The organism is Flavobacterium sp. UBA4854, assembly GCF_002399805.1.
Lineage (GTDB): Bacteria > Bacteroidota > Bacteroidia > Flavobacteriales > Flavobacteriaceae > Flavobacterium > Flavobacterium ginsengisoli.
On record NZ_DHEI01000065.1, the window covers coordinates 12928 to 25871 of the forward strand.

A 12944-nucleotide genomic window follows, 5' to 3' on the forward strand; every position below is an offset into this window, starting at 1 on the left:
GAACTCAAAGAAGAGAATCCACCGGCTCTGTATGCGTCTAATTCATTCGCTCCATTTAGGATACGAGCAACATCTCCACCGGTGTCTCTGTAAGTTAAATCTGCACGGCTAGCCAAATCGAGTTCAAAATCAACTTTTTGATTAGAATTCATCAAGTTTAATTTTGATATTTCTGGTCTTAACGTAATAAAAGTATTTGTGTTGAAGTTAATCGACATTTTACCGCTTCTTCCTTTTTTGGTAGTAACCACAATTACACCATTTGCAGCACGTGCACCATAAATAGCTGTTGCAGCCGCATCTTTTAAGATGGTAATATCTTTAATATCATCTGGATTTAAACCAGCGATAGAATAGTTATTTAAAACATCAATATTGTCTTTATCATAATTTTTAGGAACATCATTGTTCTCTAACGGAAGTCCGTCTAAAACCCATAAAGGATCTTGAGAACCGTTTAAAGAAGCTGTACCTCTAATTCTAATTTTTGCAGCCGCTCCAGGTGCTCCAGATGGAGTAGTAACAGCAACTCCGGCAACTTGTCCAACTAATAATTGATCGATACTAGAAACACCAGCTTGCTGAATCGAAGCCATATCTACTTTTGTAATTGCAGATGTCAGTTTTCTCTTTTCAATTTTTTGGTATCCAGTAACTACAATTTCCTGGAGTTTTGCAACTTCAGATTTTAAGTTGATTGTATATTCTTTTTGAGCTGACAATTCAAGAGTATAAGGCTGATATCCCATGAAAATGATTCTCAAAGCGGTAACTTTTTTTCCTATTTTCAATTGAAATTTACCGTCAAAATCTGTAGTAGTTCCAATGCTTTCACTTTGTATAATTCCTGATTGTGATGTTTTGCTTCCAATAGAATTGTTTTCAACAAAAATAGAAGCTCCAGGAATAGGCTGGTGATCATTTTCATCTAGAATAATTCCCGAGATGGTTCGGGTTTCCTGCGAGTATCCTGCGATGGCCAGGAATAGCAGTAAGGCTTGTAAAATTTTCTTCATGTTTTTGGGTTGTGTATTAAAAGGTTGTGTTATTTAATGCTTTTTCGATTCGTTGGATCAAATCGTGGTAATGGTTTTGGGTAGATTGGTCTCCTGTATTCTTTTTAATTTTTAATAATTGAAGGACTTTTGTTAATTCTCCTTTTTTATCTGAAGTCACTTCTGTAACTCTTTTTAAAGAAGATTGATTAATGTTTTTTACCATGTGGGCATCATCTAAATAATTGCATAAATGAGGCATATTTAAAGTCTGCTGAATGTCTAATAGTTTCTTAGCATCTGTTTTTTCAAATAATTTATTTGTAGAAACAACCAAAACGTCTACATAATTTTTCTGTGTCATACGTTCTAGAATTGATAATGATTTATTGGCAATCGTTCCGGCAAAAACACTTTGATGCATTTTTTTAAACAAATCATTTACGGTAAAAACTGGATCTTTGGTTTTATTTCGTTGATACAATTCGTTTTCTGTCATTCTAAGCAAGCGATCATCACTAAATAAATCATACATAATGCTGTATTGCAATTCTCTCGAAAGTGTATACGGAGTATATTCGTAAGGCCCAAGAGGAGAATCTTTCAACGGATTTGTTTTGTCTAAAATATCATTGAAAAACAACCATTGCGGAATTGTAAGTACATTTTTAGCTAAATAATCTGCTGCTCTTTTTTGCATTGTTGCTGAAACCGGAATGTAGCTTTGTTTGTTGTCTCCGTGAACCGTTGTGTTCAAATAAACACCACCAATATTGTTCATTACATGACGGTTGTACAATTGCCATTGGCCAATAGTTCCGATGTATAATTTTCCTGTCTCATAGTAAGATTGATCTTTATCGTAAGTCCAGCTTAAGATATTATCGACAACACGTTTTAGGTTTTTTAAACCATATTCACTCGCTTTTACAGCATCGTTTCCTAGATCTTCAGATTGAGAACGAGGATCAATTATATTTTCCTGTTGTTCTCCATAAAAATAAATGGGGTCATCTTGATGTTTTGTAAGTAAGGCGTTTAGTTTTGTTGTTTCGTTTTCGTTAGGCGCGTACCATCTGTAACCCCATTCAATAGCATATTTATCATATTCTCCAATTTTTGGAGTAATAACTGTTACATTGTCTTCTGGTTGTGCTACATAATTGTAACGGGCATAATCCATAATTGATGGAGCAGTTCCGCCCATTTTTGCTGTGAATTCTTTAGAGCGAAGAGATTCAACATCGTAAGCAAAAGAAGAACCCATATTATGTTTTAAACCAAAAGTATGTCCAACTTCGTGAGATGAAACAAAACGAATTGCTTCTCCCATATGTTCATCACTAAATTTATTTCCTCTAGCTTTCGGATCAATTGGTCCTGTCTGAATGCGCATCCAGCTTTGAAGCGAAGTCATTACATTATGCCACCAAATAATATCAGCTTCGATAATTTCACCGCTTCTTGGATCAACCACAGATGGGCCCATAGCATTAGATTTTGGAGAAGCTGCATATGTAATTACAGAGTAGCGAACATCATCAATATCAAAATCCAAATCGGCTTCTGTTGGTTCTTTTGCGATAACAGCATTTTTAAAACCTGCTTTTTCAAAAGCTGCTTGCCAATCGTGAACACCATCAATAATATACTTTCTCCATTGTTTTGGAGTCGATGGATCAATATAATAAACGATAGGTTTTTTAGGTTCAACCAATTCGCCTTTCAAATATCGTTCTTCGTCTTCTTTTTTAGGTTCTAATCTCCAACGTGTAATTAGTTCTTTTTCAAGCATTGCTTGTTGATCATCGGCAAAATACCAGTGTTTTTCTGTGAAGAAACCAATTCTGTTGTCAGAAAAACGAGGTTTCATCGGAGTTTTGTCCAATAAAATAATATTGCTCGTAACACCAAGAGTTACAGACAATGCAGGTCCGCCTTCGCTAACAGAAGTAGTCAATTGCGATTTTACGACAATGTTTTTTGGGAAAGATTTTACACCTTCAATATAAGAAAGGTCAGATTTTACAGAACCGCCAAATCCAATGTTGCTCAAAACATCATTGAAGCTTTTTTGTTTTCCGTCAAAAATCTTATTTACTTTAATAACAACAGAAGTCGAATCGTTGTTTTTGGTTTCAATATCAAAAACTTCAATAATAGATTCGGCAAAATTATTTTGAACAGATTGTGTAATCGCATCTTCTTTTGGTGACGAAACCTTTGGCACATACGATTTTACCCAGACTTTCTTTGCAATTGTATCTTTATAAAAACTAATGACTTTGTTTTCATAATTCATTCCTTTGTTTAAGCCAGCTTCGTTTACTTGAAAAGGAACTTGAGATAATTTATTTACAACTAAAAACTCTCTTTTAAATAAGCTGTCCTGAATTTCAAAATAAACATCTGTTTTAACTTGAATAATATTAAACAGACCTTTTTTTAGAGAACCTTTTTTTACTAGGTCGTCATATTTTTTACCTTTTTTAGAATCGGTAGAATCTTTTTTAATTTCGGTTGCAGCTTCTTTTTTGTCTTTCTTTTTCTTTTGAGATTGAACAGTAAGCGGCGATAATAATAATAAGAGTATGCAAATTGTTACCAAATTATGCAGGAATGACTTTTCCTTCATCAGATGTTAAGTTTAGGTTAATTTTCGATCCGAAACTATTTTATTTTAGTTCAGAAAAAAAACAAAAAGGAGTGAGTGGCTTTTTTTTAGGAGTGAATGTTTATTAATGGAAGAATACAGATAAAAACGCCGTCTTTTTCTGATGTTTTAAAATCGGTTTTTGAGTAATAATTGTAAATGCTATTCAGGTAGTTTAACCCAAATTTAGTACTCGGTTCAGCAGTCAATTTTTTTTGAAGATTGTTGCTGATAATTGCCTGATTTTCTTGAATCAGGATTGTAGTAGTTAAGGGACTTTCTTGAGTTGCCGCATTATGCTTAATAGCATTTTCGACCGCAATCTGGAAAGCAAGATAGGGGATGTGTTTGTTTAAAGCAGTTTCACTTTCTATTTGAATAGAAAAGAATAATTCGTCTTTAAAACGAGTCTGCTGTAAAAAGATATATTTTTCGATAAATAATAATTCGTTTTTCAGAGGGACAATATTTGTTTCTGGCGGATCAATTAAATAACGATAAATACGAGATAAGTTTAAGGTAAATTTTTGCGCAACTTTAATATCACTTCCAATTAGCATATAAAGCGAATTAAGTGAATTAAATAAAAAGTGCGGATTTATCTGCTCTTTCAATTGTTGTAACTGAATAAGAGCTTTTTCTTTTATTATTTTTTCGTTTTCTACTAAGAGTCTATTTTTCTCTTTTATGGCAATTCCTTTTTCTCGGTACGCGCGTCTGTTGATATACAAGAATAAGTAGAAAATAAGGAAAAGCATTACTGTTGTAATCAAGTATATCCAAGTAGAATATTTTTTGATTAATTCTACATTTTCATCCACAGAAAATTTAGGAACATTGACACATATAAACCAATGCGAATTTTTTAAATCTAATCTTTTTGTAAAACGAATAACATCCAGTTTTAAATATTCGGACATTGTAATTCTTCTTACATAATCTTGTTTTTTAGTAAAAATGGTATCAATAGATCGGGTAGAAGATATTTTGTAAATGTCTTTTCCTATAAACGCAATCTCAGGATGATAAATGCATCTTCCAGATTTATCAAAAATAAAGGCATAATTTGTTGCCGAATTAGACTTGTCTACATTCGAGATATAATTATGAAGATTTTTTAAGTTGATATCGTAGCCATAACGAACTGTTGTGTTTTTTGAATTAAGTTTGAAATAAATTCTCCAAACCCATTCTTTTCCTTGCGGAATAACAGCGCTGAAATAATCTACATTTTTATTTTTTAGAATGAAATCTGAAACTTCTTTTTTTAAGGCATCAGAAATAGAATCTGTTCCAAACTGAATTCTATTTTCATTGATTTGAAACCAGCTATCGGCAACCAGTGAATTGGTATTTTGAACCGAAGACAAAACATGTAAGTTGGATGCTAGATTTTCTGGTGTACTTATTTTTAAAACATGTTTTATTTGGTTTTCATGTTCCATAAATTTAGAAAACTCTTGTGACATAAATTCCTGCTTCTTCATAAAACTGCGAAGTGATACTTCATCATTCGCTTTTTCTGTCAAATCAGTAATAAGGTTACTCAAAATATAAACGGACAAAACTGTAACCAGAATCGAAACCGTAACATATATTAAGAATGCCCGTCTAGAGGTAATATTTTTTAATCTAAATTTCAAAAAGTAACATTATGACCTAGTTTGCCACAGCAAATTGCGAGTCATATAAATTTTTATAGTACCCATCAGTTTTTTGCAATAACTCCTGATGCGTTCCTTGTTCAACAATCAATCCCTTATCCATCACCACAATCTTATCTGCATTTACAATTGTTGCTAATCTATGTGCTATTATAATCGAAGTTCTTCCTTTTGTAATCGTTTCTGTTGCACGCTGAATCATTTCTTCAGAATACGTGTCGATAGAAGAAGTCGCCTCGTCTAAAATCAAAATACTTGGATTACTCACATAAGAACGTAAAAATGCAATAAGCTGGCGCTGTCCAGACGAAAGCATAACACCACGCTCTTTTACATCAAAATCATAATTATCTGGCAGGTTCATAATAAAATCATGAACACCAATTTTCTTTGCGGCATCAATTACTTTGTCTCGAGTAATTTCTGGATTGTGCAAAGTGATATTATTATAAATCGTATCGGCAAACAAAAAGACGTCTTGTAAAACAACAGCAATTTGTTTTCTTAAAGAAGCCAAAGTATAGTTTTCTATATTTTCTCCATCAATGCAAATTGTTCCGCTATTGATTTCGTAAAAACGATTCAATAAATTAATGATCGTAGATTTTCCTGCTCCTGTAGAACCTACAATAGCAATAGTCTGTCCAGCCGAAACCGATAAATCAATTCCTTTTATAACTTCTTCTTCTGGAATGTAGCTAAAACGAACGTCTTTAAAATCAATTCTTCCATCAAAAACTGGCGCTTCAATTGTTCCTGTATCTTGAATATGATCTTGTGTATCAATAATATCAAAAACACGATTGGCAGCAATCATTCCTAACTGCATTTCATTGAATTTATCCGCAATTTGTCTTAACGGATTAAAAAGCATTCCGATAAACATGGTGTATGAAAATAAATCTCCAAAAGTTGTAAAATGATCTCCGTTTAAAATTCGGAAACCACCATAAACTACAACCAAACCTAAAGTTATGGATGAAATAATATCGGCAATTGGGAAGAAGATAGAGTTGTATAAAATGGTCTTAATCCAAGCAACTCTATGTTTGTTGTTGATGTCTTTAAAGTTTTCGGCTTCGATTTTTTCACGGTTAAAAAGCTGAACGATTTTCATTCCTGTTACACGTTCTTGTACAAAAGAGTTCATGTTGGCGATCTGGGTTCTTACTTCCTCAAAAGCAACTTGCATTTTGCGTTGGAAAATTCTAGTTATAAAAACTAAAATTGGCATAGCAACTACGACAATCCAAGTCAGTTTCCAATTCATATAAAACATAAAAATCAAGACAACAACCATTTTCATCAAATCGCTTATAATCATAAACAAACCTTGACTGAAAATTCGAGCAATCGACTCAATATCTGAAACGGCACGTGTAACCAATTGTCCAACTGGAACCAAGTCGAAATATTTCATTCTGAAACTCAAAATGTGCTGAAAAAGTTTGGTTCGAATATCTTTTACAATATCCTGCCCAAGCCAATTGGCCCAATAAACAAAGTAAAACTGCGAAAAAACTTCCATCAGTAAAACCACTCCCATTAATATAATATATAGGAGTAAACCCATTTTGTCATGAGTTTTGATGTAGCCATCGACAGTTTCTTTAAGTAAATAAGGACGAAGTGCAGCGAAGATAGATAGCGAAATGGCAAATATGATTACGCCATAATAACGCCATTTATAAGGACGAGTATATTTTAAAATTCGTTTGAATAATCCTGTATCGAATGCTTTTGCTTTCATTTATTTTTTCGTGCTTTAAGCGTTAGGCTTTAGGCCATAAGCTATTAGCAGTAAGCAGCAAGAAATAAGCCTAAAGCCTATTGCCTAAAGCTTAAAGCTTTATAAATAATCGTAATCTATTTTGGTTAAATATAAACCATGTGCAGGAACCGAAAATCCTGCTTTTTCTCTGCTTTTGCTGGCAATGATATCTTCAAAATCGATTAAAGTGATTTTCTTTAAACCAATATTGATCAAAGTGCCTACAATTGCACGAACCATATTCCTTAAAAACCGATTTGCCGAAATGGTAAAAATCAGTTTTCCGTTTTCTTGTTTCCAATATGCCTCAAAAACCGTACAATCAAATGTGTTGACATCAGTGTTGACTTTTGAAAAACATTGAAAATCGGTATGTTTCAATAATAACTGCGCTGCTTCATTCATTAAACTGACATCTAGTTTTTGCGAAACATACCAGCTCAATTCCTGTAAAAACGGATTTTTTAAGGTATTAATATGATATTCATAAGTTCGCTTTGTAGCGTCAAATCTACAATGGGCATCATCGTGAACTGGTATAATATCAAAAATAGCAATATCCTTTGGTAAATACGAATTCAGTTTATGAGTCAAAACCGGAATATCTAATGTTTTTTCTGTGTCAAAATGACCATACATTTCGCTGGCATGAACACCCGTATCTGTTCTTCCCGCACCCATAATGCTGATAGTTTCATTTAATAAAACCGAAAAAGCTTTATTTAAAGTTTCTTGAACTGAAGAAGCATTTGGCTGTATTTGCCAGCCATGATAATGTGTTCCGTTATAAGCGAATTGAATAAAATATCTCATTTTAAGGGACAGAGGTTCTGAGGTGCAAAGGTACAAAGGTTTTTTTAAAAGATGCTTTTAAAAGGTGCAAAGGTTCATAGTTGCAAAGAGGCAAAGGTTTTTCATCATGCATATCTGTAGAGACGCACTGCAGTACGTCTAACGTAAGATTGGAAAATAAATAAACTTGAACATAAGACGAAAGACACACCGTAGTGCGCCTCTACAAAAAAAACTTTATACCTTTACAACTTTGAACCTTTGTACCTTTTTTAAAAAAAATGACCAAAATCCTGCTTCTCTCAGACACTCACAGTCATATTGATGATACCATTTTAAAATATGTTGCTCAAGCAGATGAAGTTTGGCATGCTGGAGATATTGGAGATTTGGTAGTTACAGATACCATAAAAAAGCTAAAACCTCTAAGAGCAGTTTATGGAAACATTGACGATGCGCAGGCAAGATTAGAATTTCCGTTAAATAATAGATTTTCTTGCGAAAATGTATCGGTTTGGATTACGCATATTGGAGGTTATCCTGGAAAATACAATCAGAATGTTAGGGAAGAATTGGCTCTGAATCCGCCGAAATTGTTTATTTGCGGGCATTCTCATATTCTGAAGGTCATGTTTGATAAAAAGAATAATTTGCTGTACATGAATCCTGGCGCTGCTGGAAAAAGCGGATTTCATAAAGTGAGAACCATGTTGCGATTTGTAATTGATGATGATAAAATCAAAGATTTGGAAATTATTGAAATAGGAGCGAAGTAATTAATGCGGCAATGGAATCTGAATTTTTATTTTGGTTCCCTGGTTTTCTTTTGAAATAATAGATAAAGTTCCTTTATATTTTTTAATTCGAGCTCTTATTCTGTTTAACCCAAAACCTTCAACCTCTTTTAATTTCTGAGTTTTAAAACCAATTCCGTCATCGTAAATGCATAGAATTAATTGATTTTCTTTTTCAGTCAAAGAAAGCTTTGCTTTTTTAGCGTTGCTATGTCTGGTGATATTACTAAATAATTCGCTGACTATAAAATAAATCTTCATTTCGAACTTTTCAACATATCTTCTGCTAGTTGGAATGGAACTTGAAAACTCAAATTCGATCGCAGAATTTGAATTTTTTTCGCACAAATCTTCTAAAGCATAAATTAATCCAAAACGAACCAAAAGTGACGGAACAAGATCGTGAGACATATCTCGTAGTAATTCGTGCGCTTCAGATAAAATGTTTTTAGCTTTCTGGATTTCATCTGATTTTATGTCATGTTGAGCCGTAAAAGTGTTTAAATGTAATCCTGCGGAAGACAAAAGTGAATTGATATTGTCGTGTAGAAAAGAAGCAATTTTTTTTCGCTCTACTTCTTGAGAATCTATACCAGAATTAATGATATCGAGAAGGATTTTCTGTTTGGTGTCTTTTCGTTTTATTTTCTGTTTTAACTTATTGTTTTGATATAAAAAATAAAATAAAAGAAAAATGATGACGGTAAGTATAATAGACAAACTGACGATTTTTTTGTTTCGTAGTTGTTCTGATTTGCTAAAATGATTATTTGCAATTTTTCTCTTAATTTCAGTTTTTGAAACTTTTACGGTATCAGTAGATTGTGCGGTACTATTTCCTTCAAAAGCAATAAGAAAAAGAATATATATAAAGAATTTAAAACGAAACATAAAAGCAATTTTTAAGGATTGATCAAATTGTTTTTAAGAGCATATTTTACCAAACCTATTGTGCTTTTTATATTGAGCTTTTTCATAATGTTTTTACGATGCGTTTCGACAGTATGCGAGCTGATGAAAAGTTTTTCGCTGATTTCTTTTCCGCTATATTCCAAAGCAATTAAAATAATGATTTCAATCTCACGAGGGCTTAAGATTGGATTTTCTATAACTGCGTTTGAGTTGAGTTTTGGGTTGTCTCTAAAAGTATTGAAGATTTTTTCTCTAACAGCATCGCTAAAATATTCCTGACCTTGATAAACAGCTTCGACAGCTTCAATGATATTTTCGCCAGCGCAATTCTTGGTTAGATAGCCTTTTGCACCTAGTTTCATTACTTCTTTAATGATTTTAAGATCATCATAACTAGATAAAATAATGACCTTGCAAGGAAGTTGTTTTTGGTTAAATTCTTTTAACGTTTCTATGCCATCTTTTTTAGGCATACTGATGTCTAGAATCAAAACATCGGCTTTATCGTTTATAACATCATCATAGACTGTGGTGCCGTCCAGTGAAGTTCCTGCCACTTCAAAGTTTGAAACGGTTTGAAGCAGGTTGGACAGTCCATCAATTAGAACCTGATGATCATCTGCAAGATGAATCCGTATTTTGGGAGTCATGATTATTTGAATTTGAAAACACAAAATTATACTATAAAACGCATTTTTATTATGCTCTTCAGGTTTGATTTATAATATAATAGGGTAAAAAAAACCCGAATCAGAGTTCGGGTTTTTCTTCGCACAAAATAAACTAAAGTTTATAGGTTTACCTCAAACGATCAACAGATTTTACAAGATCCTCATCCTTTTTGATGGCCTTATTAGCTAGAACTAATAACACGATAGCAACAATTGGCATGAACATCCCAATACCTTTCTCAGAGACCTCGGTCCCTCCAGATAAATTTAGTGATCGATATACAAATAATCCTAATAAAATTAAATTTAATATTATGTTCAGTCTGTTTAGTACAAACTGATTTTGTCTCTTTTTAAATGAAATTATACTGATAATGCTAAGCATAGTTGTTAATCCTAGTAAAAAAGTATAAAGCATATCCTGCATAAAAAAGAATGGCTTTCCTGCACTAGTTGTCCAAAGCGGAACAAAAAGCAATAAAATGCCAGTTGCTGCAAAAGCTAGAAATATATATACAGTTTGAATTCTTTGTATCATGGTCTAAAAATGTTTTACAAAAATATATTTTCTTTTTTTAAAATACTATTGTATGATAAAATTTTATTCGTATTATTGCATCATAATACCGTAAGCACTTCATACTGCGGTCAATTCAAATTAATTATCTACCTATTCTTTTTACAGTATTCCTTAAAATAATTAAATTCATAGAACATTCATGTTTGATATTTCTGCATTAAAAGAAATGAAGCTTGCTGAGCTTCAAGAAATAGCTAAGTTAGCTAAAACAATAAAGATTACTGGTGTCAAAAAAGAGACTTTAATTAGTCAGATTTTAGCACACCAAGAGAGCACTAATGCTCCGGCTCAAGCACCTCAAGCAGAAGTAGTTTCTGAAGCCAAAGAAGAAAAACCAAAACGCGCTAGAATTGCTCCAGCAAAACCAAAAGCAGCAAATACCAAAAATGCTCCTGTTTTAGAATTTGATAAAGTAGAGGAAACTGTTCAAAAAAACGATACTGCTGAAACAGTTCAGCCAATTGCAGAAAAGGCAGATGAAGCAGTAGGGGAGAATAAAACACCAATAGCAAAAAAAGAGACTAAAGGTGGAAAATTCAATAAACAGGCATATGAGAAGAAAGTAGCGCTCAAAAAAGAAAAAGAAGTAACCGCTACTGAAGAAGTTGTAGAATCAGCTCCATCAGAATCAATTACTTCTGAGCCAACAGCCGAAACAGCTGAAAAAACTTCACAAACTGCTCCTGCAAAAAAGATCAATCCGAATCAGAATAAAAATCAGAACCAGAACCAGAACCAAAATCAAAACCCGAATCAGAATCAGAACCAAAATCAGAACGGGAACGGGAACGGCAATGGAAACGGAAATCACAATAATCAAAACCCTAACCACAAGAATAAAAAGAACAATAATAACTTCAGAGATTCAGATTTTGAATTTGACGGAATTATTGAAAGTGAAGGCGTTTTAGAAATGATGCCAGACGGTTATGGATTTTTACGTTCATCAGATTATAATTATTTAGCTTCTCCAGATGATATTTATTTATCAACTTCACAAATCAGATTATTTGGTTTAAAAACCGGAGATACAGTAAAAGGAGTGGTTCGCCCGCCAAAAGAAGGCGAGAAGTTTTTCCCATTGGTTCGTGTATTAAAAATTAACGGTCACGATCCGCAAGTAGTTCGCGATAGAGTTTCTTTCGAACACTTGACACCAGTTTTTCCTTCAGAAAAATTCAAACTAGCCGAAAAAGGCAGTTCTATTTCAACAAGAATTATAGATTTGTTTTCACCAATAGGTAAAGGTCAGCGTGGTATGATCGTTGCACAGCCTAAAACAGGTAAAACAATGCTTCTTAAAGATATTGCAAACGCAATTGCAGCTAACCATCCAGAAGTTTATTTGATTGTTCTTCTTATTGATGAGCGTCCAGAGGAGGTTACAGATATGCAAAGAAGTGTTCGTGGTGAAGTTATCGCTTCAACTTTTGATAGAGAACCACAAGAACACGTAAAAATCGCTAACATCGTATTGGAAAAAGCAAAACGTTTAGTAGAATGCGGTCATGATGTTGTGATTCTTTTAGACTCGATTACACGTTTAGCAAGAGCATACAACACAGTTCAGCCAGCATCTGGAAAAGTATTGAGTGGAGGTGTTGATGCAAATGCATTGCAAAAACCAAAACGTTTCTTTGGAGCAGCTAGAAATGTAGAAAATGGTGGTTCTTTAAGTATCATTGCAACTGCGTTAACAGAAACAGGTTCTAAAATGGACGAAGTTATCTTCGAAGAATTTAAAGGAACTGGTAACATGGAATTACAATTAGATCGTAAGATAGCTAATAAACGTATTTTCCCTGCAATCGATCTTACTTCATCTAGTACGCGTCGCGACGATTTATTATTAGATGAGAAAACTTTACAAAGAATGTGGATTATGCGTAAATATCTATCAGATATGAATCCAGTAGAATCTATGGACTTCGTAAACGATCGTTTCAAGAAAACCAAAAACAATGAAGAGTTTTTGATTTCGATGAATGACTAGTTAAAAAGATGCTAAGGTTCTGAGATGTTAAGATGCTAAGTTTTTTTAGCTTTGAGTAAACCAAAAAATATATAATATAAAAAAAGGATGAGTTTTATGAACTGCCCCCAAAAAGTTAG

At 33.2% G+C, this 12944-nt stretch carries 10 protein-coding genes; 2 read left to right on the forward strand and 8 right to left on the reverse strand.

What is annotated here, in order from left to right:
- The 5 genes from B3J44_RS09360 to truA form a co-directional block, all read right to left on the reverse strand.
- The coding region (locus tag B3J44_RS09360; RefSeq protein WP_286968011.1) for a TonB-dependent receptor plug domain-containing protein at positions 1-1016 on the reverse strand (1016 nt) is incomplete at its 3' end.
- Positions 1017-1032: 16 nt separating this feature from the next.
- Positions 1033-3630, reverse strand: coding sequence for a zinc-dependent metalloprotease (locus B3J44_RS09365; protein WP_286968013.1), 2598 nt, complete (start codon positions 3628-3630; stop codon positions 1033-1035).
- 86 nt (positions 3631-3716) lie between these two features.
- Positions 3717-5198 carry a sensor histidine kinase gene (locus B3J44_RS09370; protein ID WP_286968015.1) on the reverse strand — a complete coding sequence of 494 codons (1482 nt, stop codon included), beginning with the start codon at positions 5196-5198 and terminating at the stop codon, positions 3717-3719.
- Positions 5199-5307: 109 nt separating this feature from the next.
- The gene (locus tag B3J44_RS09375) at positions 5308-7062 is read right to left on the reverse strand and encodes an ABC transporter ATP-binding protein (protein ID WP_198856394.1); all 1755 of its coding nucleotides are present in this window, start codon (positions 7060-7062) and stop codon (positions 5308-5310) included.
- Positions 7063-7161: 99 nt separating this feature from the next.
- Entirely contained in the window at positions 7162-7896 is a 735-nt protein-coding gene (gene truA / locus B3J44_RS09380) for a tRNA pseudouridine(38-40) synthase TruA (RefSeq protein WP_286968017.1), read from the reverse strand.
- Between the two features lie 260 nt (positions 7897-8156).
- Between truA and B3J44_RS09385 the strand changes: the two genes are divergently transcribed.
- Entirely contained in the window at positions 8157-8651 is a 495-nt protein-coding gene (locus tag B3J44_RS09385; RefSeq protein ID WP_286968019.1) for a metallophosphoesterase family protein, read from the forward strand.
- Here the strand turns inward: B3J44_RS09385 and B3J44_RS09390 are convergent, their stop codons facing one another.
- From B3J44_RS09390 to B3J44_RS09400, 3 genes are all read right to left on the reverse strand, one after another.
- Positions 8652-9560 carry a sensor histidine kinase gene (locus B3J44_RS09390; RefSeq protein WP_286968020.1) on the reverse strand — a complete coding sequence of 303 codons (909 nt, stop codon included), beginning with the start codon at positions 9558-9560 and terminating at the stop codon, positions 8652-8654.
- An 11-nt stretch (positions 9561-9571) separates the two neighbouring features.
- Positions 9572-10231, reverse strand: a complete 660-nt coding sequence (locus tag B3J44_RS09395; protein ID WP_286968021.1) for a response regulator transcription factor — start codon at positions 10229-10231, stop codon at positions 9572-9574.
- A gap of 148 nt (positions 10232-10379) precedes the next feature.
- Complete coding sequence (locus B3J44_RS09400) at positions 10380-10790, reverse strand: DUF4293 domain-containing protein (protein ID WP_286968022.1); 411 nt, start codon at positions 10788-10790, stop codon at positions 10380-10382.
- Between the two features lie 181 nt (positions 10791-10971).
- Here B3J44_RS09400 and rho point away from each other — a divergent pair, with 181 nt between their 5' ends.
- Positions 10972-12825 (forward strand): transcription termination factor Rho, encoded by a 1854-nt coding sequence (gene rho / locus B3J44_RS09405; protein WP_286968024.1) that lies wholly within the window; start codon positions 10972-10974, stop codon positions 12823-12825.
- Positions 12826-12944: the final 119 nt, after the last annotated feature.